Raw genomic sequence first — 24,895 nt, forward strand, 5'->3', positions numbered from 1 at the left:
GGATCTCAACCGACTGTCTGGCGCAGCGCGTGGTCGAGGACGAGGCGTTGTTCGGCGGCCGCGACTGTGCGACGGGCAGCGGGCGCGGCATCGGGCGTCACCGATATCGAGGTGATGCCGAGACGCACGAGATGCTCGGCGAACTCGGGATGGTTGGACGGTGCCTGACCGCACAGCGACGAGGTGATGCCCAGCCGCCGTGCCGTACCGACGATGCTCGAGATCGCTTCCAGCACAGCGGGGTCGGATTCGTCGAACAGCTCCGCGCACTGCTCGGAATCGCGATCGACGCCCAGCATCAATTGCGTGAGGTCGTTGCTTCCGATGGATACCCCGTCGATGCCGAGCCCAACGTATTCGGGCAGCCAGTGCACCACGGACGGCACTTCCGCCATCACCCACCGGTGCAGACCGCGATGCTTGCCGAGCGGGCTCGCGTCGACCAGTTCCAGGCAGGCTTCCAGCTCCCATCGAGTACGGACGAACGGAATCATCAGATGCAGGTTGGGTGTGGCTTCGCGGACCCGGGCGATCGCGGCCAGCTCGAGGGCGAACACCTCGGGGTCACGGATGTAGCGATAGCAGCCGCGATAGCCGATCATCGGGTTCTGCTCGACCGGCTCGTACCGTGCGCCACCGTCGAGGGCGCGGAATTCGTTGCTACGTAGATCGGTGGCTCGGTAGATGACCGGTCGTGGATGGAACGCCGCGGTGATGCGGTGCAGGGAATGCGACATCTGCTCGATGAACGTGGCTTGTTCACCGCGGGCGATGAGTTCGCGTGGGTGTCGCCCACCGAGTGCCTGAGTCAGCAATGTTTCCGCTCGCAGCAGGCCGACGCCGTCCACGTCTGTGCCGGCGACTCGCTCGGCGGCGTCGGGAAGCGCGAGGTTCACATAGATCTTGGTCGCGGTCGGGCTGCCTGCGGGGACCGCCTGTGCCGGGGCCGCAACAGCCGTCGCGGTCACGGGGGGCGCGGCGTGTCCGGCGCGAACTTCGCCCGCGGATCCGTCGACGGTGACCAGAGTGCCGTCGACGAGGGTCTTGGTGGCGGTGCGGGTGCCAACGACACAAGGCACGCCGAGTTCGCGGGCCACGATGGCAGCGTGGCAGGTCATGCCACCGCTGTCGGTGACGACCGCGGCGCTGCGTGCGATGGTGGGCAGCCAATCCGGGCTGGTCATCGGTGTGACGAGGACTTCGCCCGCCTTCAGCGCATCACCTTGCTCGGGTGAGCTGAGGATTCGCACGGTGCCTTCGGCAGCACCGGGCGCCGCGGCGAGTCCGCGGACGATGACGGCAGAGTCGCTGAGCGGGGCGGGTGTGGCCAGGCTCGGGTCATCGGGAAGCATCGTGATCGGTCGAGCCTGCACGAGCCAGAGCGCCTCACCGTCGATGGCCCATTCGATGTCTTGCGGCGTGCCGCGGTAGTGGTCTTGCACGGCGGTTGCGAGCCGCGCGATGGCCACCGCCTGCTGCTCGGTAAGGACCGGTACAGCTGCTTGGGCGGCGTCGATGGCTACGTGCCTGTCGCCCTCGGGTCCGGCGACAATGGCGTAATCCTGTTTGCCGGCGCGGGTTTCGAGGAGGACCGGGCCGTGTGCGTCGAGGATATAGGTGTCGGGCTCGACAGCTCCGGAAACGACTACCTCACCCTGCCCCCGTGCGGCGTCTATGACGATCCGGTCTCGGCGTCCGGTGGATGGATCAGCGGTGAAGGCCACACCGGCTTGTCCGGCCGCGACCATGCGCTGCACAACCACGGCCATCGCGGGCGTCTGGCGCATGCCGCGCCGCGCACGGTAGGTGACAACGCGCGGGGTGAACAGCGATGCCCAGCAGTCGGTGACGGCGGCGATGAGTTCGTCGTCGCCGCGGATATTGGTGCGCGAGAGGTTCATTCCGGCGAATGACGACGTCGCGCTGTCCTCACCGACCGCGGACGACCGTACAGCTACGGAGACCCGGTCGCCGAGGTCGTGATACGCGGCGAGGATGGCTTGGCGGGCGGTATCGTCGAACGCGGCGTGCTGTACGAGCTCGCGCATCTGGGTGCACAGTTGCTGCACGGTCTTACCGGAGGTATCGAGGGCCTGAGCATGCAGCCGCTCCAGTTCCGTGCCGGCGTCGCCGACCAGCACGATGTGCTCGTAACAGCTGCGCAGGATGACGAATCCCGGCGGTACGGGTAGTCGCGCCGCGACCAGCTCGCCCAGGTTGGCGCCCTTACCACCGGCCTGGTCGGCGTCGGTGAGACGTAGCTCGGCGAAGGTGGCTACGTAGTCGCCCATCTTCGGCTCCGATCCTTGTTGATCTTGCTGGGTCAGCAGTGCGTGTCCTGTCCAAGCCTGCCTCGAGGGGTAGAACAGGGTCAGGGTCGTGGTGCCTGAAGCCACGGGACTTTCGGCCTCAGCGTCGTCCGCCGTTGCGTCGTCGCCTCGAACCTGCTGATACCGCCGTCTCGGTAGTATCGGCGGCGGTCGGCAACGGGGTGGACGTCCGCCCGCGAGCCAGTCTGCCCAGCCGAGTGCTGAACGCCTGGCAGCTCGGGTAGCGGCAGCAGCCACCGGAATTGCGCCGAGTAGCGCCAGTTCGACCACGACGGGCGATCAGGGTCCTAAGCAGCAGCTGCTGGGACCTTCGGCTCTCGCCGCGCGGCCGCCGCGCTGGGGACCATGGGGCAATGATGACCGATGCAGCGATTTCGGTATCCCGGTTGTCCAAGTCCTTCGGGCGGACCAAAGCGCTCGACGATCTGGATCTGAGTGTGCGGGTGGGGGAGGTTCATGGATTCCTCGGGCCGAACGGATCAGGAAAGACGACCACCATCCGGGTCCTGCTCGGTTTGCTGCGCGCCGACGCCGGATGCATTCGTCTGCTCGGTGGTGACCCGTGGAAGGACGCGGTCGCCCTGCACGCTCGGCTGGCGTATGTCCCCGGCGAAGTGACCCTGTGGCCCGGAATCACCGGTGGTGAGATCATCGATCTGATGGCTAAGTTGCGCGGCCACCTCGATCGGCACCGGAGGGCCGAACTGCTCGAACGCTTCGATCTGGACCCGACGAAGAAGGCCCGCGCCTACTCGAAAGGTAACCGGCAGAAGGTGGCACTGGTCGCGGCGCTGGCCTCCGATGCCGAGCTACTGCTGCTCGATGAACCGACCGTCGGTCTCGATCCTCTGATGGAGGCCGAATTCCAGAGCTGTGTCCGCGAGCTCGTCGCGCGGGGACGCACCGTGCTGTTGTCGAGTCACATCCTGGCCGAGGTCGAGGCACTGTGCGATCGAGTCACCATTATCCGCAGCGGGCACACCGTGGAAAGCGGAGCCCTCGACGAGCTCCGCCATCTCACCCGCACGACGGTGACGGTCAAAACCGATCGCCCCGCCGTGGAGTTGAAAACGACCGCAGGCGTCAAGGACCTGGTGATGGATGGTCGCCATGCGCGGTTCGAGGCCGAGGCGGCGCATCTCGACACAGTGTTGCGGGTGCTGTCGGACATCGGCGTGCGTAGTCTCACCAGCACCACCCCGACACTCGAAGACATCTTCCTGCGCCACTACGCGGAGGCCGACCTGCCCGCAGAGGTGACGTCGTGATCGTGGCAGCCGGGACCCGACCCAGCAGCTTCGCGGGCACTGGCGCACTGTTGGCTTTCGCGCTGCGGCGAGAGCGTTTCGCCCTGCCGCTATGGCTGGCCGGGCTGGGTGTCTTGATGACCATGCAGTCGGTGGGCAGCCAACGCTTCTATGGCACTCCGGAAGAGCTGGCCCAACTGCGGACCACCATCGGGGCGAGTGCGGCCGCGCTCGCCACCGGTGGTCCGGCGCGGCTGCTGCACAGCGTCGGCGGCGAGGTGCTGTTCGAGATCTTTGCCTATCTGGCAATCGTCGCGGCCTTGATGAACATGTTCTTGATCGGCCGCCATACCCGTTCCGACGAAGAGACCGGGCGGGCGGAGCTGGTTCGATCGGCTCGGGTCGGACGACGAGCGCCGATGGTGGCGGCCCTCGCGGCGGCTGCCACAGCCGACGTCGCGGCCGGGCTGGTTGTCTTCGCCGCCGCGGCGGCCAGTGGGCTGCCCGTCCACGGGTCCATTCTGGCCGGGGTCGCTGTCGGCGGCATCGGTTTCACCTTCGCCGCGGCAACGTGCGTCGCGGCACAGATTTTCGAGAACCCCCGCAGTGTTTATGGGTCGATCACAACGGCCATTGCCGGAGCGTACGTACTGCGCGCCGTCGGTGATGCCGGCGACAGCGCGGTGGCCTGGGCATCGCCCATCGGATGGGGGCAGCGCACCTACCCGTACGTCGACGACCGATGGTGGCCGCTGCTGTTGTTCGTCGTAGCATCCGCTGCACTGGTGGGCATCGTGTCGTTCCTGCTGGAACGCAGGGATTTCGGCGCGGGACTGCTCGGCTACGGCACCGGCCGCGCAGGCGCGTCGGTGTTGCTCGGTTCGCCGCTCGGCTTGGCATGGAGGTTGCAGCGGGCTGTGCTCGCAGCCTGGTGTGGCGGAGTCGTCGCGCTGGGCGTTGCGTACGGATCGTTCGCCGACAGCATCGAGCAGTACCTGGCAGATAATCCTGCCATCGCCGCGTACTTGCCGGGCGGCGTCGAGGACGCCGTCGACTCCTACCTCGCGTTGACGATATCGATCACCTCCTTGCTGGCTGCCGCCTACGGAGTCGCTGCCGTTCTGCGAGCTCGGACCGAGGAGGTCGCCGGCCGAGCCGACACCGTATTGTCTGCCCCGGTAGGGCGAGGTCGATGGTTGGCGAGCCATCTTGCCGTCGTGCTGCCCGGGACAGCTCTGGTGACGCTCGCCGGCGGATTCGGTGCGGGAGTGTCTTACGGAATAACCACCGGCGATCCGGCGCAGCCGGGCAGGCTCGCCGTGACAGCACTGGGGTATCTACCCGCGGTGTGGGTGATCATCGCGGTCGCGGTGGCCGGCTTCGGATGGATTCCGAGAGGGGCGGCGGTGCTGGCATGGGCAGTGTTTGCCTATTGCGTCGTGGTGCTGCTCTTCATCGTCGCCTTCGACTTGCCCGGCTGGTTCGGCGACGGCTCACCGTTCCGGCACACACCGCAGGCTCCGCTCGAAGAAGCCGCCATGGGTTCGTCAGCGGCGTTGCTTTCGGTTGCGGTTCTCCTGCTCGCAGCGGGTTTCGCCGGCTTTCGGCGCCGTGACGTCACCGTCTGACGAACAACGATGCCGTCGGCACGCATCGACACACCAGGCGTCCACGTGTTTGTTCCTCGCGGATCTGTTGGTACGCCGGGAGCGAGGCCGCCGCTGCTCTACGTCGACGGCTTTGCGGGTGGTGGCTGCGTGCAGGGTGTTGCAGTACGCGCGGCGAGCGTGACCAACGCATCGGTGAGCACCCGTTTCCAGGTGCTCACCGATACCGCACGATCAGGGCTTCTTGGTGGACAGATACGTCGAGACGATCACCATCGCCGCGAAGATCACGGCAATGAGGACAGCCGCTACCGACCAGCTCATGACAGGCTCCTTTCGTGAGTAAGGACAGTGGACGATCTTCTGCGAACGCTCGGTTCACAACGAGGCGTGGTGTTACCGACCGGGTGAGGTTCCCGGCCGAGCCGACTGCGCGACAAACCGGAAGCGGCGTCCGCGCATTGCGGCTCCAAGAAGCGCGACTGCCGACCCCAGCAACCCGAATGCCGGTTGGAGCCAGTGGACCTGGCCGATGATGATCGGCTGGACACACACCCAAGCGAGGAGCGTTATCCCGCTGAGCATCGCCATGGCGGGAACTGCGCCGGGTCTGGCCACCGCCATCGCGCAGGTCGACGTCATCGGGATGCCGACGACGATCAACAGCAGTGTCCCAGCGAGTGCAGGGCTTTGGAGAGGCACCCGCTCGGTGACGTCTCGGCTGAGATCAGCACCGCCCCCGACGAGGCCGACGAATCCCGCGATGGCCCAGAAGGCGATGAACCCGGATACTGCCGCCAGGGACCATCGCGCGATCTCGGAGGGCGGAGCTTCGATGTGATGAGTCATCAGTCCACGATCGCGCGCCGCGGCGATGGTCCACAGTGCCGGAAGTCGTCGCCACCAGGGTCGAAGGTGACCGGGTTACGTTTCCAGCGCCACTTCCCATACCTGGCCTGGCCCCATGTCGCGTTCGATGCCTTCGACATGGGCGCGAATAGGTGCCGCAGCACTCGGATGGTGTCGGAGGGTGACTCGCGTGTGCGTGACGGTGATGGTGATCGGCTGCCCACGGTAGGACACTGTGAACTCTGCTTCGGTGAGCTCAGTCGGCAGCACCGGGTGCAATCGCAACATGTCGTGACGCGTCTCGATACCGCTGTAGCAGCGCAGGATCATGTCGGCGGTCCCCGCCATGGCACCGATATGAACGCCTTCGCGGGTGGTCCCGCGCTGGGTATCGGCGAGATCGGCCTCGAGCGCCTGGGTGAACAACCACCAGGACATGGCGCGGTCGGTGCGTGCGAGGACCCATGCGTGTGCCAGCCGGCTCAGCGTGGATCCGTGGCTGGTTCGGCTGATGTAGTAGTTGACGGTGCGGGGGATGAGGTCGGGCGGGAGAGCGTACCCGAGGTGCTCGAACATCTCCCGTAGCTCTTCGGCGGAGAACAGGTAGAACAGCATCAGGACGTCGGCCTGTTTGGAGACCTTGTAGCGGTTGGTCGTGTCGCCCTCGGCCTGCAGAATGAGATCGAGGCGTTCGATGTGTCCGTATCTCGATCTGTATGCTTCCCAATCAAATTCGTCGAGGCCTTCGTAGCCGTCGAACTGGCTGATGATGCCGTCGTGGTGGAACGGCACGCGAAGCCGGCGGCTGATCCGGTCCCACTGTGACGGCTCGTCGGGGCGCAGCCGGAGCCGATCCCACAGGGGGCCGCAATCGTGGCCCTCGAGGAGAGTGAGGATCTCGCGGGCTCGGCGTAGTGCCCACGATGCGAGCACATTGGTGTAGGCGTTGTTGCGGATGCCTTCACCGGGGCGGTCGGGGTATCCGTCGTGATACTCGTCGGGTCCCATGATGGCGCAGATGTCGAAACGGTCGTCTTCGGAGTTGTGGACAGCAAGATCGGCGAACAACCGCGCCACCTCGATGATGATCTCGGCACCACAGTCGACGAGGAATCCGCGATCGGCAGTCGTCTGGTAGTACTGCCAGACGCTGTAGGCGATGGCGAGACCGACATGGAACTGGCGCCGTGAGTTGTCCGGGATCCACTGCCCGTTGCGCACGTTGAGGAGCATGCTGGGGGTTTCCTCACGACCGTCGCTGCCGCTCTGCCAGGGAAATAGGGCGCCTGCCAGCCCTACCGCGCGAGCGTTGGCCCGGGCCCGGTCCAGTCGGCGATACCGGTATTGGAGGAATGAGCGGGTGACCTCTGGGCGGCGCAGAGTCAGCATCGGATAGACGAACAGCTCATCCCAGAAGATGTGGCCTCGGTAGGCCTCACCGTGCAATCCGCGAGCAGGAAGGCCTGCGTCGATATCGGGGCAGGCCCGGATCGTGCTCTGCAGGACGTGGAAGACATGCAGGTTGAGTGCCAGCCGATGGTGCCTGCCGTCGACCAGCTGGATACCGAACCGATCCCATAGTTGTGCCCATGCCGCTACATGAGCTGTCAGTAACTTTGCCGGGCTCGGTGCCTGCCGAACTCGGAATGCCGCCTCCGAACCGGCGTCCGACAATGCCCGATCCCGGGAGGTCACCGCCGCCGCTGTCTTCTCGACGACAACGGGGACGCCGGCGCGCACGCCGATGGTGAATGAGTGACCCGGGCACAGGTCATCCTCGTGAACAACGGCCTCGATCTGATCGACGCCTACCACTCGAGTGCGGGTCGCGGTCGCGATAGTGACGGCAGATTGCGTGGTAGTCGCCTCATACACCAGCGTGTGAGCGTCGATCGCTCGGTAGCCACCGGGCCGGAGATGATCAGCGCTCAGTGCCCGGTCGGCGGCAACGTTGCGATTGGATACCCGTCCGTTGATCGCGGAAGTGACTGTGATTGTGCCGGACCAGTTCTCGGCCTCGATCGTCAGTTCGACAACGGCCAGATGCGGATCGGACATCGAATGAAAACGGCGCGTGGTCACCCGGGTCAACCTGCCGACGTCGTCTCGGTATCGGTCGATGCAGGTCAAGACCCCCGCCCGCAGGTCCAGGTTCTGGTGGTGGCCGACCATGCCGGGTGTGCCGGGCAACAGTTCGGCTCCGTCGCTGCGCCGGATGGTGAGGTACGCCCAGTCGGGTGCGTTGACCAGATGTTCGGTTTCGACAAGGCGTCCGGCGATCTCAGATGTGCGGCGGTTGTACACGCCGGCGAAGTAGGTACCGGGGTAGTGGATGCTGTCGGCTCTGGTGCCGGGAAACGCGCCGCGTGAGGCCCAGTAGCCATTACCTGTGGTGCACAGGGCTTCTCGCGTTCCTTGTTCGGCGGGATCGAAGTCGTCGTAGATGAGGTTCCAGCCCCCGGGGCCGGCTCCGGCCGCGCCGGCGCCCCACCGATTTCGTGGCCGGTCCGGATAGCCGGCTTGCGGCACCAGCGGCAGGTCGGTGAGATCGGTGACGACGATGTCGGCGCCGGCGGCGTCCAGCTGCGCGCCGGTGCCGGTGTGGTCGACCCCCACGACCAGTCCGAATCCGCCGCTTGCCGCGGCCTGGACACCGGCCGTGGCATCTTCGAGGACGACCACCTCGGCAGGCAGGCAGTCGAGACGTCGCGCGGCCTCGAGGAACATCGCCGGATCCGGCTTTCCCGGCATGGACAGACACAGGGCGTCGGTTCCGTCGACGCGCACGGTGAACAAGCCGGTGATCCCCGCGGCGTCGAGGACGGCGGCGCTGTTGCGGCTGGCGGTCACCAGCGCCGTAGGTACGCCCGCGTCGCGCAGGCCTTCGAGCAGCCGCGCGGCATCGGGAAAGACCCGAACGCCCGAGCGGGCGAGTTCGTCGGCGAACAGCTGCTGTTTACGTGCTGCCAGCCCGGCGACGGTCAGCTGATCCGGCCCGTCGTCCGGGCTGCCGGCGGGAAGGCTGATACCACGGGAGGCCAGGAACGCGCGGACACCATCTTCGCGGCTTCGTCCGTCGACGAGCTCGCGGTAGTCCTTGATGGGGTCGAACTGCGGTCGGCCGTCGCCGCCGCTCAGTGCGGGTAGTACGTCGTTGAAGAGCTCGGTCCACGCTGCGGCATGAACGGCGGCGGTGTCTGTGACGACTCCGTCCATGTCGAAAACAACCGCGGCATACCCGTTGGCGGTGCGAACGCGGGCAGTCGGTTGCTCGTCCAGGCGCATCATGAGCTGAACCCGCCTACCTTCGGTGGATCGGGGGATGATCCGGGCTGTGCACACCATCGATCGTGCCCGCGACCGACGAGCAAGAGAAGTGGCTTTGGTCCGTGAATAACACCCAGATCGGCAGATGCGCCGATGGCGGCGCGGTCGGACAATGCTGAAATGAGGGCGACGCGTCTGCTTCCCGGTCTGGAACAGCTCCAGCATTATCAGCGTGGCTGGCTGCGCACCGACGTACTGGCCGGAATCACCGTCGCCGCCTATCTCGTGCCGCAAGTGATGGCCTATGCGACGGTGGCGGGACTGCCGCCGGTCGTGGGGCTGTGGGCTGTGATCGGGCCGCTGGCGGTCTATGCGCTGCTGGGCACCTCGCGGCAGCTGTCGGTGGGCCCAGAGTCGACCACCGCGCTGATGACCGCTGTCGCGCTGGCACCGCTGGCCGCCGGGGACCCGAGCCGATACGCAGCGTTGGCGGCAGCTCTCGCGGTCGTGGTCGGCATCCTGTGCCTGGTGGGTGCGACCGCCAGGTTGGGCGTGCTCGCGGATTTGTTGTCCAAACCGGTGCTGGTCGGCTACCTGGCGGGGACCGCGGGCATCATGATCGTCGGCCAACTCGGCTCGGTGACCGGAGTACCGGTCGACGGCGAGACCATCCCCGCGCAGCTGCGGTCCTTCGGCGCGAATCTATCCGCACTGCAGTGGCCGACAACTGTGCTGGCAGCAGCTGTGCTGGTCGGCCTGCTGCTGATCGCACGATGGGCGCCGCGCGTGCCCGGCCCGCTACTCGCGGTTCTGTTGGCCTCGATGGTGGTCGTGGTGTTCTCGTTGTCGGACCACGGCATCGCGACGGTCGGTTCGGTGCCGGCGGGTATCCCCGTTCCCGGCTTCGCGGGAGTCGCTGCCTCGGACCTGGCGCAGCTGATCCTTCCGGCAGTCGGCATCGCCGTCGTGGGGTTCTCCGACAATGCGCTCACTGCCCGCGCCTTCGCCGCTCGGCACGGCCGGCATATCCAGGCCAACACCGAGCTGGCGGCCTTGGGAGTCACCAACCTGGCTGCGGGTGCTCTGCATGGATTTTTCCGGTGAGCTGCAGTGGTAGCCGCACAACGATCGCCGATTCGATGAATGCCAAGACTCAGATGTATTCGATCACCGCGCTGACGGCTGTGGTGGTGGTTCTGATCGGCGCCAGGGGAGTGTTGTCGGCATTTCCGACCGCCGCGCTCGGAGCGTTGGTGGTGTACGCCGCGATCCGACTGGTGGACGTGCCCGAGTTTCGGCGCATCGGCCGCTTCCGCCGCAGTGAACTGCTGTTGGCGCTGGCCACGCTGATCGCGGTCCTCGTCCTCGGTGTGCTCTACGGTGTCCTGATTGCCATCGGGTTGTCGATCTTCGACCTGCTCCGCAGGGTGGCGCGCGCCCATGACGCCATCCTCGGATTCGTACCCGGCGTGCCGGGGATGCACGATATCGACGACTATCCCCAAGCCGAGCCCGTGCCAGGCCTTCTGATCTACCGCTACGACGCTCCGCTGTGCTTTGCGAACGCCGAGGATTTCCGGCGCCGCGCGCTCGAGGCCATCGACCAGCAGGCCACCCGTGCGGGGGAACCGGTGCGCTGGTTCGTGCTCAATGCCGAGGCCAACGTCGAGGTCGACCTGACGGCTATGGATGCCGTCGATGCGCTTTGCCGTGAATTGCGTTCGCGTGGAGTGTGTTTTGCGATGGCTCGGGTGAAGCAGGACCTACGAGACGACCTCGACGCAGCCGGGCTCACCGACTTGATCGGTGCGGAGCGGCTGTACCCCACTCTCCCGACCGCAGTGGCTGCGTACCGTGCCGAGCTGGGCAAAGACCCGCGGGAACCACTCATCAACGACGGGCAGCGTCGTGCGGCCGCACAGCCCGGCCGGACGGCCGGACAAAGCTCAGCGGGGCGAGGCGCCAGGGCCGGCGCTCGAGCGACCGGACCCGGACCCGGTATGGCCGGACCTGCGGACGCCGGCGCCCCACCACAGCAGCCGCAGCGCGATGGCGAGGTATAGCGCGACCGCCAGGTAGACGAGTGGTCGGCCGTAGTCGGTAGCCCACCCACGGATCTCGCCAGACGCACCGACCGCCGTCGCGAGCATGAGCACAGCGATGACCATCGTCGGCGCACCGAGTGGAGCCGCGGGATCCGGCGGTGTGCCGGCATCGGCGGCGGCCGCCGGTCTACCGCGGCGGTGGTGCGGAAGAGGAACAGTCACTTGTTGTCTCCGTGGTCTTGCTGCGTAGGGGGCGCGTGCGTTGCCGGCGCACACGGCTCACTGGCTCCCGGGGTCGCGGGCGATGATCAGCGGGCATTCAGCGGTGTGCAGCACTGCTTGGCTGACCGATCCGAGCGTCATCCCGGCGAACCCGCCGCGTCCGTGACTACCGAGGACGATCAGCTGGGCCGATTCCGCCGCGCGGAGTAGTGCGCGGGCGGGGCGGTCTTCCACCACCACCTGTTTGACACGCACGTCGGGGTACTTCTCCCGGTAGCCGGCGATGCTCTCCGAGAGCAGCGCTTCGCCCTGGGTCTGCATATCGGGGCGAGGGTCGTATCGGTTGAATTCCGACCAGGCGTGCACGGCGATGACGCCGGCGCCGCGAGATGACGCCTCTTCGAACGCGATCGCAATAGCGCGGGCGCTGCACTCGGACCCGTCGACGCCGACGACGACCGGGCCGCGCCACTCGCGGGAATCGTCGGGGATGACGGCGACCGGACAGGTAGCGTGCCTGGCCAGCGCCGTGCTGACCGAGCCGAGCAGGGTGCGCCGGAAGGCACCAAGCCCTCGGCTCCCGACGACCAAGAGCCGGGCCGAACTGCCTCGGTCTCGTAACACCGGGATCGGATCCGCACCGACGACCACGGTCGTGACTTCGATCGAAGCGGTCGCCGCGGCGGCTTCGGTGGCGATGTCGGCCGCAGCGGCGAGTACCGTCTCACCATGCTTGCGGAGGCCGTCGTAGTCCAGCGGTGGCCCGGATAGGCCGGGCACGAAATCGACGGGCGTACCGATCGCGTAGATCAACTCCAGCCGCGCGTGGTGGCGCGCCGCGTACTCGGCCGCCCAGCGGACGGCGACGAGCGACTGCTCGGAACCGTCGGCGCCGACAACTACCGGTGGATTCGTGAGTACGGACATGCGCTGGCCTTTCTGTCCCGTGCGGCCCTTCCGCCTGATACTCGAAGGTTAGGCAGGAAATCCGGTGATCGCGCCGGTCCTTGGTCACCGCGATCGAGGACCAATGGCGACGCGTGCACCACCTCTCCGGGTTTCGGGTCTTTCTGTCCACAGCTGTCCGAAGTCACCGCAGGATGGGCCCTCATGCCCTTACCGGGTGAATCCCGCAGTGCCACGGTGGAGACAACACATCGGATGAAGGACGGACATCATGGACCGCGGATTGCCTGACGACAACACCGTTGAGGCGGTACTCGCGCTCGCCGGCCGCGCGCCGTCGGTGCACAACGTCCAGCCTTGGCGCTGGCGCATCGCCGATCGAAGTGTCCACCTGTATCTGGACGAGGCGCGGGCGCTTCCGACGACAGACCCCGACCAGCGCGATCTGATTCTCAGCTGCGGAGCTGCCCTGCACCATCTGTCGGTCGCTTTCGCAGCGATGGGCTGGGCAACGGTCGTCCACCGACTGCCGAACCCGGACGATCCGAACCACCTCGCAGCCGTGAGCTTGGTCGCTCACCGGGCGACCAGCCTCGAAATCGAGATGAGCGCAGCGATACATCGCCGGCGGACCGATCGTCGCCACTACACCTCCTGGCCGATCCCGTCCGGATACCACGGGCTGCTGTCCGAGCGGGCGTCGGCGTTGGGAGCGATCATGCGGCCCGTGCGGGACCGCGACCGCGACTTGCTGGTGGCGGCCGCCCGCACCGCGGCGCGCGTCCACGCCGCCGACCCCGAGTACCGGTTCGAGCTGGCCCTCTGGTCGGGCAGGCACGGCAGCCTGGATGGTGTACCGGCACGCAATGCCCCGATAACGCGGTCGGGCGATGAGCTTCCTGCTCGCGCGTTCGCGGCGCCTGGACTTGCCGACCCCGCCGAAGAGCGCGATTACGCCGAGCTGCTGATGTTGGGTACCTCTGCCGACGACCGGGTGTCGCGTTTGCGCGCCGGCGAGGCCTTGAGCGCCGTGCTCCTCACCGCAACGAACATCGGGTTGGCCTCATGCGCGCTCACCGAACCGCTCGAGATCCCCGCCCAGCGTGCGAAGGTTCGGTCGGACATGCTCGGCGGAACGTGCTATCCACAGGCGTTCATCCGAGTCGGCTGGGCGCCGACCAGCAATGAGCCGATTCCCGCGACGCCGCGCCGACCGGTCGCGGAACTGCTGTACCCGCGCGACGTCGATTGAACCGCCGATGAACAAAGCCCGCCGACCGGAGGCGGGTGCCCCTGGCCTCGACCGGGTGAGTGATCCTCGCTCCTCGCCCGCGTTTCTGACCTCGGCGGCCGCGCACGCGCACCGGGATGTCCCGGTCGCCCACCCCGAACAGACTGTCGGGCGGGTGCTGAGCGGCCTACAAGGCAAACGGTTCGCCAGTGCGTCGGTGATCGCGGTCTGCGTTGGTACCCGGCTCGCCGGATTGATCACCATCGAAGAGCTGCTGGCCTCCGATCCGGATACTCGGGTGAATGCGGTGATGGACCCGGACCCACCCGTCGTAGCCGGCCACGAAGATCAAGAGCGTGCGGTCTGGAAAGCGTTGCACCACAACGAGGCCGGACTGGGCGTCGTCGATTCCGAAGGCCGATGGCTGGGTCTCATCCCGCCACAGCGGCTGCTCTCGGTACTGCTGCAAGAACACGACGAAGATGTGGCCCGCCTGTCGGGGTATTCGGCCTCGACCGCGGGCGCTCGATCCGCGACAACCGAGCGGGTCGGCCGCCGGCTGTGGCACCGGTTGCCGTGGCTGTTGTTCGGCCTGGTCGGCGCGATGCTGGCAGCCGGGGTCGTCGACGCTTTCCAGAATCAGCTACAGCGTGAAGTGCTGGTGGCCTTCTTCATACCGGGCGTGGTCTACCTGGCAGATGCTGTCGGTACCCAGACCGAGGCCTTGGTCATTCGCGGAATGTCGGTCGGTGTCGGTGTGCGCAGCATCGTGTGGCGCGAGGCCGTCACCGGCGTGCTCATCGGCGCTCTGATCGCGGCCGCGGCCTACCCCGCAACCCTGCTGTTCTGGGGCGTGCCTGCGGTGTCTCTCGCCGTCGCCCTGTCGTTGTTGGCCGCCTGCTCGGTAGCGGCGGCCGTGGCGATGGTGCTGCCCTGGCTGTTGTCGAAATTCGGAGTCGATCCGGCGTTCGGTTCCGGTCCTGTGGCCACAGTGGTGCAAGACGTCCTATCGATTCTGGTCTATCTGTCGTTCAGCACGGCCATCGTGGGTTGACCACGTCCGCGCCGGTCCCGGTTACCGGGGATGGACGACCATCACTGGGCAGTGCGCGCTCTGGACCAGGGCGTTGCTTGTCGAACCGAGAAGCAGACCGGCGAAACCGCCACGACCACGACTGCCGGTGATCACGAGCTGGGCCGATTTCGACCATTCGACCAAGTGATGGCACGGTCCCGACATATAGAGCCTGCATTTCACGGTCACGTCCGGATATTTGTCTGCCCATCCGGCCAGTTGCTGGGCCACCAGCTCCTGTGCCGCGGATTCCGCCCGTCGATCGCAGATACGGTCGGGCAGGCCGGCGAACCACCCGAATCGCAGATCACTCCAGCAATGGACGACGACGAGTTCGCAGTGACGTTCGTTGGCCTCGAAGAAGGCCGCGGCCACGGCGGCGCGGCTGGATTCGCCGCCGTCGACCCCGACGACCACCGGCCCCGTATGACGGGTCTGCTGTTCGGTGCCGGTATCTCGGACGACCACGACTGCGCCGTGCGCATGCGCGCATACGGATAGCACTGTCGAGCCGAGGAGACCTCCGCCGCTGATCCCCCACGCGCCGATGGCGGTCAAGTGCGCAGTGGCGGACTGCTCGATGAGCACACGCGCGGGCGTACCGTCCACGGAAGCGGTGTCGATTCTCAGCCCTGAGTCGATGGACTCGGCCAAGCGCTGTGCGGCCGCCAGACAATCGACGCTGTGCTCGCGCATGGCTTCGCGGACGGGCGAAACGATCAGGTCATACGGCTCGAGTACAGCCGTCGCCGCGGCCAGATCGACTGCGTGCACGATCCGCAGTCGACGGTCTCGCGCGGCCGCTGCTTCCGCCGCCCAGCGCACAGCGAGGTCGCCGGCTCCGGAACCGTCGACGCCGACCACGATCGGCCAACGCTCATCATCGAAATCCCGCGTGGGCATGGGAGGGTCCTTCCACGATTGCTACGAACCATCAGGCTATGCAGCGCAGACGCCGGTCCGCGCCGGGCGGAGGTCCTCTCCGGGTGGGTCATAAGCCCTCCTGATCTTCAGATGGTGCCGGTAGGTCCCTACCTGAGGTGACTTCCTTCCCTGTCGCGCGACCGGACCGCGGCGCGAAGCTCGATGCAGCACAACGGTTGACTGTCTCGAGGGAGGTCTGTCCATGGCCGACAAAGAAGGTGGCCAGACGCGCGCTCGGGTCCCGATGTGGTGGTGCGGACGACCGTGGAATCCCAACCCCCTGCTGCGCACATCGGATCGCGCCTTGTTTTCTCTTCGTGCTGTCGCGCTCGCCGCGATATTGCTCGCCGTGCCGATAGCGTTGACGATCGGGACCCAGGTATATACCGATGATGTCGTTCGGATCCGGTCACAGCATGCTGCCGTCACGTCGGTCGAAGCCACTGTGCTCACCGAGCCGGAATGGACCGAGGCGCACGACTTCGAAGCCCAGGTCCGCTGGGACCGAGGAGACCGGACCCTGACAGCAACCGTTCCCGTTCCGCGCGCCACCGACGTCGGTGACCGGGTCGCTGTCTGGATCGATGACGACGGCGCGCCGACCGATTCCCCGCGTAGCCCCGTTACCGCAGTTTTCGCCGGCATAGGCTCAGCGGTACTCGTCATGACAGCGGCCTGCCTACTCGGACTGGGATTCATCCGCGCCGTGTCGACCGTGTCGGATCGCCGGCACGCTCGGCAATGGGACAGCGAGTGGGCGCTATTCGACAAACCCGTCACCGGCGACATGTCATAGCGCGTCGATCCGGTCGGCGAACGATCTGAAGAAAGGGACCACATGTCTGTTCGAAATCCCGGCCCGTCCGGCGATCGACCGGTGCTCGCCGCGGTCGATGGCTCGGATAGTTCCTACCAAGCCGCGGCGTGGGCGGCGACAGAAGCGCTGCTGCACGGCGTGCGCTTGCACCTGTTCACGTCAACAGGCTTGGCAATGGCGTCGGCGTTGCGGGAAGGCTACGAGCCCACCGAGAGTGAGCAGCAATGGTTGCGCATCGACGGCGAGCGAATCGTGACCGAAGCGGCGCGGGTGGCTCGTCGAGCAGTCGACGATCAACGATTGTCGGTGACGACGGAGGTGACCAACGATTTCGTCGTGCCGACTCTGTTGGAACGTTCCAAGACCGCCCGGATTCTGGTCGTCGGTAGTCGTGGTCTGGGGGCATTTCGCCGTGGGCTGCTCGGTTCGGTCAGCACTGCCGTGACCAGGCACGCCCACTGCCCGGTCGCTGTGATCCACGATTTCGCCGCTATCGATGCCGTGTCGGCCGGCAAACCGATCCTCGTCGGAGTCGATGGCACCGAGAACAGCGTGCCCGCAGTCGAGTACGCGTTCGACGCAGCGGCTCGCCGCAACGTCGGGCTGGTCGCGCTGCACGCATGGAGCGACATCAGCTCGCTGGATCTACCCGTGCGAGACTGGGACTCGCTGCGCGAGTCCGAACGGGCGGTGCTGGCGGAAAGACTCGCGGGTTTCGCCGAGAAGTACCCAGAGGTCGACGTGCGCAGAATTGTCGTTCCGAATCGCCCCACCCACGCGTTGCACGACCAATCCGACTATGCCCAAATGGTCGTCGTCGGCAGTCACGGACGCGGCGGGTTCGCCAGCATGGTGCTCGGTTCGACGAGCAACGCATTACTGCACACAGTCGCGTGCCCGGTCGTCGTGGTTAGACCGCGCTGATCTGACGGACGCGATTGCCGGCCCTCGAATGCCCGGGCCACTCACAGGTCGGGCGTGAAAGTGGCACGTACCGCGGTTGCGTTTCCACGCGCAGGCTGGGGACGGGCAGGGGGGATGGCAGGCCTGCGGCCCGGCACGACGTAAGCCGACTGGCCCGCGTCGCGCCGGTTGTCCTCACGGCGTGGTGGTTGCTTCGCTTGCGGTTCGTTCAGTTCGGCGGGCTCGGGGCCCGGCCGTATGATTGTGCATCGTCCCACTGAGTAGGTCGCCGCGCAGGAGTTCACGCAACGCACGGGGAAGCTCGGCGAACATCCTGTCCAGCTGCCCCTCAGAGAACAGGGCGGAAAAGGCCTCGGTCGCGATTGCCGCCAGCGCCGCCGCTTCGTCGGTGGTGACTCCCGCCTCCGCGGAGAACTGAGCGAGGAATCCATCGGTGTCATGGGGGTCGAGGATCCGCGTCGGCCTCCAGCCCTCGTAGAGGATTCCCCGGAACACCTCCGGAAGCTGCGCGCCGAGCTGGGCGACGGTCGCCACCCCGAGGCGGTCGCGAACGCTGTGCAGCCACGCACGGATCACCCGATGCGCGAACGCACGGTCATAGGTGCCCAAATCCTCCGTCACCGTCCGGAGCCATTCGTGTGCGGTGTGTATCGCGGGGGCGAGAGGGTCGTCGTGGTCGTGCACGTGAAGGGTCCTATCGTCGTGCGCCAGTGGGCAATCCGGGCTAGGGGTGAACAGTGTTGGTCGCAGTTCGTGGCAGTCCGACAGCACGAGCGACGTGATCCGACCATGTGCGGATCGCCACCCAGTCGCGGAGGTCCCCGTATCGGGCGCCGCCCATCAGCCGGTAGATGGTGCGCGCTTTCCATCCGACGCCGGCGCGTTCGTATCGTCCTGCGAAAGCCTGGTACTCCACTGGGCTGATCATGTCGCGAAGCTCAGCGATCTTCTTCGGCACGATTCGGCCGAGCCGCCGCCCGACCGGTCCGCGCAACGCGGGGCCGAGCCCGACGCTGAACAGCCACACCCGGGCTGCCGATAGCTCATCGCTGTGCGCCCGAATGTAAGCCGAGGCCGCCGGTAGCAGGTCCATGTCGTGGATGGCGCTGCCGATGACGACCGCTTCGAAGCGCGACAGGTCCGGTGCGTGCTCGATGTCGTGCAGCGCTACCCGAGCGCCTCGGCCGGTCAGGTCATCTGCGATGAACTCGGCGATGTCGCGGGTCGATCCCTGGTCCGTCGCGTAGAGGATGGCGATCTGGGGCGTGGTGTTGTCCATATCCTCAGACTTCTCCTCAGCGAGTCCCGGTGGGAGAGCCATGATGCCCGTGCCGCCGGGACCAATGACCTTGTTCGCCTGATCGGCCAGCGCCATCGGCTCGATCGAGTGGTGTGCGGGGCTCGATCCGATGGTGTTGGTCAGGTCTCGGTCGTCGTCGGCAGATGCTGTGCGCACACCGCCTCGACGAACTCCCCGACCGTCTGTTCCGGTAGTTGGCGGGCAAGGTCGGCTTCGGTGATGATGCCGACGAGTTTTCCTCGGTCGGTAACCGGCAGCCGGCGAATCTGGTGTTGCTCCATCAACGTCAGTGCCTCGCCGATGTCGGTGGCGGCGTCGACTGTCAGGAGGTCGTCTCCCTGGGCGAGCTCGCCCGTGGTGGTGGTTTTCGGGTTCTCCCCGAGCGCGATGACCTTGATGATGATGTCGCGGTCTGTCACGATCCCGACGGGATGTCCTTCACCGTCACAGATCGGCAGCGCACCGACATCGAGTTGGCGCATTCGCTGCGCCGCGAGTTCCATCGTGTCGCGAACGGTAATGCAGGCGACGTCAGGATGCATGACAGCCTCGGTAGTGGTCATGGTGAAGGTCTCCCGGGTCCGGATCGGTGTGTTCGTCTCCTACCATCTTTTGGTGATGTGCGGCGTCACCACCAGGGCAAATGGTCCTCGAGTCCGGGGCACTTCCGATCGAATCGACTGACTGACCCGGCACGGCCCTCGTTGCACACCTCGGTGAGTTCCTCGGCGACACCGACGCCGGCCGTTCGAATGAGGGTGTTCTGCCGCCGTCGTGACACCCTGTACGGTGGGCCATGTGGCGTTATCGCTGTGCCGGAAGAGGTGAGGTGATGAGCAGCCCCGATCTGCCGACGGTCCGTTCGGTGGTGGCGCGTGCCGCGCGGGCGCCGTCTCTGCACAACAGTCAGCCATGGCGTTGGCGCTGGGACGGGACCGATGCCGAGCTCTTCCTTGCTGCCGACCGTCTTCTTCCTGCAACCGATGCGTTCAATCGTCAAGGCATGCTCGCCTGCGGCGTCATGCTCGACCACGCCACCGTGGCATGGGCGGCGGCCGGCTGGGAGGTCCGGGTCACCCGATTCCCAGAACCGATCGACAGGTCACACGTCGCGTCGCTGCGCCCGTTACGCCGCCGTGTGCCGCTGGAGCCGGACCAATTGCTCGCCGCCGCGATAGACGCTCGGTACACCGACAGAATGGTGATGGCCGCCCCGGATGGTTGGCCCGCGGTCGAAGTCGTGTTGGACCACCTCTGTCGGCGCCACTGCACCTCCCTGCTGGTCCTCGATGAAGGCCGCAGCCGCGAGTTGGCCGAGATCTCGCAGGTCGCAACCGGCATTCGTCGCTACGACCCGCGATATCAGTCGGAGCTTGCCTGGTGGACCGCCGGATCCGAAGGAGAACCCGGCATACCGGTGTCGACGCTGCCGACCGCGCAGCAGCGGCCGCGCGTGGCCAGCGGTCGGACGTTTCCTGCCGGGACTGCCGATTCGGGCAGCGACGTCGATGATGGGGCAACGGTGCTCATGTTGTCGAGCGTCGACGATTCTCCGGACGCGCTGGTCGACTGTGGGGCGGCACTGTCGGCGGTATTACTCGAATGCACTGTGCAGGAGCTGTCCACTTGCACCCTGACTCATATGACGGAGCTTCCGGCCGCCCGGAGCATGCTCGTCGACCTCACTTGCGAAACCCATCCCCAGGTCTTGATCAGGGTCGGCCGGCCATTGGCGACCCGGCCACCTCGGACCTCACGACGGAGCATCGACGAGATCCTCGAGGTCGTCGGTCGGCCCTAGCCGTCATCCCCGGACCGACACCAGTCACGGCCTTGCCAGACCCAATGCGGTCCGCGACTTCGTCGCCTCCTGCGCCGCACCTTCGGGGACGATCAGCAACGCGCACCGGGTGTGCCGCAGCGCGGTACGAAGGGAGTCCGCCAGGTGCGGCCAGTGCTGTCGTCGGCTGCGGCCTACGACAACCAGTTGTGCTGTGACACTGAACTTCTCGATCGCGGTTCGCGGATGACCGAGGTAGGTCACAGCCCGAACCGGAACGGCGGGGTGACGGTGACGTTGCTCCTCGATCACGCTATCGACACGGCGATTGGACCGTGCTGACGAAGCCGTCGTGGCCGGCCGGGCGACGTCGACAGCCAACACCTCGCTGTGTCGATCGGCCGCCGCCCGGAATGCCGCCGCGATCGTGCACGGTGACCCGGCCAGCGCCGGATCTGTAACGACAAGAACCGGTCCCACCGCTGACGTGCCGCTCTGGAGTGGTCTGATCACCGCAACCGGGCACTGCGACCCAGCGGCCAGATCCGTGGCTACCGACCCGAGCAACGCCCGCGCCGCTGCGCCTCGGCCGCGACTGCCGATCACCAGCAGCGCGGACGTCTTCGACAGCTCGATCAGTTTCGCGGCGGGATCCCCCCGTAACGTCAGCGCCGTGATCGACGGTGCGGGCGTGCGCGAAGTCTGTGCCCATCGGTCGATGATGGCTTGCCGAGCCGCTTCGATCAATTCAACGCCTTCGGGCGCACAGGAATGCCGGCGTGCCACGTGCACCAGTAGTAACGGGGCCTGCCGCGCTGCGGCCTCGACGGCGGCCCAGTGCGCCGCGCGGATCGCTGTCGAAGATCCGTCGACTCCGACCACCACCGGTGAGTTCGTCGCCGTGGCGGAGCCGTGGATGAGTGCTGCGAGGGTGGTGTCGCTCATACCTACGAGCGTCGTCATGGAGGACAACAGCCGACAGAGCAGGCGGACCCGACCGGCAAGGACCTTCGGCACTCGCGCTCAACACGGTGCGGCGCTGCCGCCATCGTGCTCTGCAATCACCTCGACCGGAGTAATTCGTCCTCGCCCGCTACGACTTCCGGCCCTACCCGCGTCAGTGATCCGCTGGTGATATGGAGCGGTTGAGGCGGCAGAGACCAGAAGCGGGCACACGGGACATCGGCGATAAACCTGTTGGCCCGCACGACGGCTCGAATCACGCATCGCCGACCGGTCGGTCTTCGGGCCGGCCGCACCGGGCCTGGAAGGACAACAGAATGAGCGATTCGATCATCGCCGACGACGCGTCCCGTAGAGTCGTCGAGCTGGAGCGCGAACACGCGTTGTCCCTGCTTGCGACGGCCCGTTCGGCCGGGTGGTGTACACGCGGGACGCGCTGCCCGCGATCCGGCCGGTCAACCACATCGTCGACAGTGGCGTGGTCGTCGTCCGCACCCGGCTGACGTCTGAATTCTCGGCGGCAGTGCACAGTTTCCCGATCATGGTTGTCGCCTACCAAGCCGATGACATCGATGTGGTCGGCCGAACCGGATGGTCGGTGGTGGTCACCGGAACCGCCCGGCCCGTGACCGACCGAGATCGCCTCGCCCGGTATCACGAGCTGCTTCAACCATGGGTCGGTCTGTCCATGGACGATGTGATCGAAATCGAACCGACTCTGGTCAATGGGATCCAGCTCGTCGACCCGGAGGGCATCCGGTCCTCCCAAGTAGGGTCCGAAGTCCCTGGGGAAGATCGCGAACTCGATCAACACTGAACGTGGATTACCGCACCGATCGGAAGGCACGCCACCATGGCCCCGCAACCAGCTCATGATCTGCATTCTCTGGCCTCCGCCGCAGTGGTGGTGGGAACAGATGGCTCGGCCGCCAGTACTCGTGCGGTCGAATGGGCCGCCCGCACGGCCTCAGCGCGTGGGCGGCGCCTCGTTATCGCCCACGGGTACGACTTTCAGGCGACGAGCGCCATGCTCACCGCCTACGACGTGGTCGTGCCTCCGGTCGCCGAGAACGTTCGCAGGAACGGCGAACAGGTCTTGGCTTCGGCAGGCCGCGTGGCCGCCGACATCGACCCGGACCTCGACATTGTCACCGAGCTGTCGGAAAGCAAGCCCGCGCGCCTGCTCATCGAGCTGTCGCATGAGGCGTACATGACCGTGCTCGGAGCCGGTACCAACGTCGGCACTTTCGCGCATTTGGGTTCGACCCTGCTGGCCGTGGCCAGTCACGGTCGGGGACGTGTCGTTGTCGTCCGTGAGTCACACGCGCAGCACGTAGTGCGCGACAGCGGACCCGTCGTCGTCGGTGTGGACGGCAGCTCGGTGGGCGAGCCCGCCATCGAAGCGGCCTTCAGCGAGGCATCCGAACGCGGAACCGGGCTCGTCGCCATCCACGCGTGGAGCGACCTATCTCTCGGGGTGTTCGCCGGGGCATCGTACCTGGATCTCCCGACGGCCGACCTCGAAACCGGCGAACGGGCGTTGCTGGCCGAGCGACTGGCCGGCTGGCAGGAGAAGTATCCGAACGTGGATGTCGGCCGTGAGGTTCATCTTTCCGATCCGCGCAGCCACTTGATGGAGTGGTCGAAGTCCGCGCAACTGGTCGTCGTAGGCAGTCGCGGACGCGGCGGATTCCGTGGTCTGCTACTCGGTTCCACGAGTAACTACCTCATGCAGCACGCGCACTGCCCGGTCATGGTCGTTCACCCGGACTGAGGCCGCCGACCGGGCACCTACAGGTAGTCGCCCGGCTCGCCTTCGGGCGCTGCCCGGGTGTGCCACCACACGGCGGGAATGGTGGTCGCAAGAACGGCGAGCGTCGTGCCGGCGGCGACGGCTTCGACCGTCAGCTGCCCGCCGGTCAGCACGAGAGCCACTCCCACCGTGACGACGAACACGGTTCCGGCCGCCATGAGGAACACAGCGAGGACAGCGAGCATCTTGATGGCTTTCGGCACCGACACCACCGCCTTCCGGGTGATCGGAACCGAGCATATCGCGCGACGGCCGACCAACGCCTTCCCACGGTCCCGTTATCGGCTTCCAGACGTGTTCGCGGCGGCTGCTTTCGCGAGACCATGATGGGTGGCGACCGGTCGGCCCGTCGAGCGGTCCGTGCCGCCGGCATGGACGACCACACCCGAGAGTGAAGGGAGCCCGCGACCATGACTTCGATATGTGTCCTGCCGGGTAGTGCGGGAAAAGCACTGGCATCGGGCATAAGCGAGTTCCTCGGCATCCCGGTCACCGAAAGTGTGGTCGGCCGCTATCCCGATGGCGAGCTGCGACCCAGGGTCGAGCAGGTTCGTGGTCGCGATGTGTTCGTTGTGCAATCGACGTCGCCACCCGTGGGGGAGCGCCTGATGGAGCTGTTGCTGCTGCTCGATGCCTGCCGGCGTGCCGGTGCGGGCAGGGTGACGGCGGTTGTGCCGTATTTCGGCTATGCGCGCCAAGATCGCCTGGAGCTGCCCGGCCAGTCGGTGGGGATCAAGGTAGCCGCCGACGCGATCGCGCATGCCGGAGCCGACGGGCTCGTGGTCGTGGACCCTCACACACCCGCGTTGGCTGCGGTATGCCCGGTACCGGTGGAGGTGGTGTCGGCTGTGCCGCTATTGGCCGAGCGGATCGCGCCGGCATGGACCGAAGCCGTCGTTGTGGCACCGGACTTCGCGGCGGCAGCGCTGGCCGAACGCTATGCCGAGACCATGCGGGAATCGGTCGCTCTGGTGCGCAAATTCCGTGTGGACGAACACCGGGTCAGCGCCCGGGAGATGCTCGGCGAGATCGCGGGGCATCGTGTGGTCGTCGTCGACGACATGATCTGCTCTGGTGGCACGATCGAAGCGACCGTCGCCCTGCTGCACAACACGCTACCGACATCGCGGTGGCGGCCACACACGGCCCGCTGGCCCCCGGCGCAAGCGATCGCCTGCGACGGCTCGGCCTGCGGCGCATCGTTGTCTCCGACTCGGTCGTCCCTTGCGCGACGGGAAGCCCGTTCGAAGTATGTCCGCTCGCGCCGGTCCTGGCGGAAGCGATCGCGGCGCTGCACTGCGGTGAGCCGCTCCACAACCCGCGTTTCGCTCGGTGAATCGGGGCGTCGGGGGAGGATGAGCGGACAGGCTGATGTGCACGACAGGAAGGCGAAGAGATGGGAATCGACACCCCGAGTGTCAAGGAACTCGCTGTCAACGAATGCTGGGCGCTACTCCGCACCGAGCAGGTAGGCCGCCTCGCCGTATGGGTGGATGACCATCCGGACATTTTCCCCCTCAACTACGCGGTCGATCACGGAACAATAGTGTTCCGATCCGCGCGAGGGACGAAGCTGTCCGCGGCGTTGTCGGATG

19 protein-coding genes and 2 pseudogenes are annotated in these 24,895 nt (G+C 66.5%); 12 read left to right on the forward strand and 9 right to left on the reverse strand.

From position 1 onward, the window contains the following. Positions 1-5: 5 nt before the first annotated feature. Entirely contained in the window at positions 6-2,291 is a 2,286-nt protein-coding gene (gene ppsA / locus RJ05_RS27390; protein ID WP_036542565.1) for a phosphoenolpyruvate synthase, read from the reverse strand. Between the two features lie 392 nt (positions 2,292-2,683). Between ppsA and RJ05_RS27395 the strand changes: the two genes are divergently transcribed. Beyond that, positions 2,684-3,598: an ABC transporter ATP-binding protein gene (locus tag RJ05_RS27395; RefSeq protein WP_081597579.1), complete on the forward strand. Its 915-nt coding sequence runs from the start codon at positions 2,684-2,686 to the stop codon at positions 3,596-3,598. Next, positions 3,595-5,205 carry an ABC transporter permease gene (locus RJ05_RS27400; protein WP_081597580.1) on the forward strand — a complete coding sequence of 537 codons (1,611 nt, stop codon included), beginning with the start codon at positions 3,595-3,597 and terminating at the stop codon, positions 5,203-5,205. The genes RJ05_RS27395 and RJ05_RS27400 overlap by 4 nt, the downstream gene beginning before the upstream one ends. A 903-nt stretch (positions 5,206-6,108) precedes the next feature. Here RJ05_RS27400 and RJ05_RS27410 read toward each other — a convergent pair. Continuing rightward, positions 6,109-9,318: a beta-phosphoglucomutase family hydrolase gene (locus RJ05_RS27410; RefSeq protein WP_036542626.1), complete on the reverse strand. Its 3,210-nt coding sequence runs from the start codon at positions 9,316-9,318 to the stop codon at positions 6,109-6,111. A gap of 162 nt (positions 9,319-9,480) precedes the next feature. On the opposite strand from RJ05_RS27410, the pseudogene RJ05_RS27415 reads away from it, so the two are divergent. Continuing rightward, positions 9,481-11,162 (forward strand): annotated as a pseudogene (locus tag RJ05_RS27415) (SulP family inorganic anion transporter); the annotation flags it as partial. 462 nt (positions 11,163-11,624) lie between these two features. Here RJ05_RS27415 and RJ05_RS27420 read toward each other — a convergent pair. Further along, the gene (locus RJ05_RS27420) at positions 11,625-12,494 is read right to left on the reverse strand and encodes a universal stress protein (RefSeq protein WP_036542571.1); all 870 of its coding nucleotides are present in this window, start codon (positions 12,492-12,494) and stop codon (positions 11,625-11,627) included. Between the two features lie 250 nt (positions 12,495-12,744). Here RJ05_RS27420 and RJ05_RS27425 point away from each other — a divergent pair, with 250 nt between their 5' ends. Together RJ05_RS27425 and RJ05_RS27430 are read left to right on the forward strand one after the other, a co-directional pair. Then, positions 12,745-13,725: an Acg family FMN-binding oxidoreductase gene (locus RJ05_RS27425; protein ID WP_036542574.1), complete on the forward strand. Its 981-nt coding sequence runs from the start codon at positions 12,745-12,747 to the stop codon at positions 13,723-13,725. A 55-nt stretch (positions 13,726-13,780) separates the two neighbouring features. After that, complete coding sequence (locus RJ05_RS27430) at positions 13,781-14,758, forward strand: magnesium transporter (RefSeq protein WP_036542628.1); 978 nt, start codon at positions 13,781-13,783, stop codon at positions 14,756-14,758. 21 nt (positions 14,759-14,779) lie between these two features. Here RJ05_RS27430 and RJ05_RS27435 read toward each other — a convergent pair whose 3' ends face one another. Next, positions 14,780-15,682 carry a universal stress protein gene (locus tag RJ05_RS27435; protein ID WP_036542577.1) on the reverse strand — a complete coding sequence of 301 codons (903 nt, stop codon included), beginning with the start codon at positions 15,680-15,682 and terminating at the stop codon, positions 14,780-14,782. A gap of 223 nt (positions 15,683-15,905) precedes the next feature. Between RJ05_RS27435 and RJ05_RS27440 the strand changes: the two genes are divergently transcribed. Together RJ05_RS27440 and RJ05_RS27445 are read left to right on the forward strand one after the other, a co-directional pair. Continuing rightward, positions 15,906-16,499, forward strand: coding sequence for an Rv1733c family protein (locus RJ05_RS27440; protein WP_138445767.1), 594 nt, complete (start codon positions 15,906-15,908; stop codon positions 16,497-16,499). Between the two features lie 42 nt (positions 16,500-16,541). Then, positions 16,542-17,444, forward strand: a complete 903-nt coding sequence (locus RJ05_RS27445; protein ID WP_036542583.1) for a universal stress protein — start codon at positions 16,542-16,544, stop codon at positions 17,442-17,444. Positions 17,445-17,618: 174 nt separating this feature from the next. On the opposite strand, the gene RJ05_RS27450 is transcribed toward RJ05_RS27445, so the two are convergent. The 3 genes from RJ05_RS27450 to RJ05_RS27460 are packed head-to-tail and all read right to left on the reverse strand — an operon-like array spanning position 17,619 to position 19,307. Beyond that, a complete protein-coding gene (locus tag RJ05_RS27450; protein WP_051016974.1) occupies positions 17,619-18,128 on the reverse strand; it encodes a DUF2267 domain-containing protein in 510 nt (169 codons plus the stop codon). 40 nt (positions 18,129-18,168) lie between these two features. Then, entirely contained in the window at positions 18,169-18,819 is a 651-nt protein-coding gene (locus RJ05_RS27455) for a flavodoxin domain-containing protein (RefSeq protein ID WP_249040594.1), read from the reverse strand. A 44-nt stretch (positions 18,820-18,863) separates the two neighbouring features. Then, a complete protein-coding gene (locus RJ05_RS27460) occupies positions 18,864-19,307 on the reverse strand; it encodes a CBS domain-containing protein (RefSeq protein WP_036542586.1) in 444 nt (147 codons plus the stop codon). Between the two features lie 269 nt (positions 19,308-19,576). On the opposite strand from RJ05_RS27460, the gene RJ05_RS27465 reads away from it, so the two are divergent. Continuing rightward, positions 19,577-20,545 carry an Acg family FMN-binding oxidoreductase gene (locus tag RJ05_RS27465; protein WP_036542589.1) on the forward strand — a complete coding sequence of 323 codons (969 nt, stop codon included), beginning with the start codon at positions 19,577-19,579 and terminating at the stop codon, positions 20,543-20,545. Positions 20,546-20,569: 24 nt separating this feature from the next. Here RJ05_RS27465 and RJ05_RS27470 read toward each other — a convergent pair whose 3' ends face one another. After that, a complete protein-coding gene (locus RJ05_RS27470) occupies positions 20,570-21,469 on the reverse strand; it encodes a universal stress protein (RefSeq protein ID WP_036542592.1) in 900 nt (299 codons plus the stop codon). 335 nt (positions 21,470-21,804) lie between these two features. Between RJ05_RS27470 and RJ05_RS27475 the strand changes: the two are divergent. Continuing rightward, positions 21,805-22,304 (forward strand): annotated as a pseudogene (locus tag RJ05_RS27475) (pyridoxamine 5'-phosphate oxidase family protein). Between the two features lie 36 nt (positions 22,305-22,340). Continuing rightward, complete coding sequence (locus RJ05_RS27480) at positions 22,341-23,261, forward strand: universal stress protein (RefSeq protein ID WP_036542594.1); 921 nt, start codon at positions 22,341-22,343, stop codon at positions 23,259-23,261. A 17-nt stretch (positions 23,262-23,278) separates the two neighbouring features. Here the strand turns inward: RJ05_RS27480 and RJ05_RS27485 are convergent, their stop codons facing one another. Next, positions 23,279-23,503 (reverse strand): hypothetical protein, encoded by a 225-nt coding sequence (locus tag RJ05_RS27485; protein WP_138445768.1) that lies wholly within the window; start codon positions 23,501-23,503, stop codon positions 23,279-23,281. Between the two features lie 207 nt (positions 23,504-23,710). Between RJ05_RS27485 and RJ05_RS27490 the strand changes: the two genes are divergently transcribed. Continuing rightward, positions 23,711-24,772 (forward strand): ribose-phosphate diphosphokinase, encoded by a 1,062-nt coding sequence (locus tag RJ05_RS27490; RefSeq protein ID WP_211357658.1) that lies wholly within the window; start codon positions 23,711-23,713, stop codon positions 24,770-24,772. After that, positions 24,697-24,895 (forward strand): pyridoxamine 5'-phosphate oxidase family protein (locus tag RJ05_RS30410; RefSeq protein WP_162140660.1); only part of this gene is annotated, 199 nt, incomplete at its 3' end. The genes RJ05_RS27490 and RJ05_RS30410, both read left to right, overlap by 76 nt.

It is taken from the genome of Nocardia cyriacigeorgica NBRC 100375, from assembly GCF_000308555.1.
Taxonomy (GTDB): domain Bacteria; phylum Actinomycetota; class Actinomycetes; order Mycobacteriales; family Mycobacteriaceae; genus Nocardia; species Nocardia cyriacigeorgica.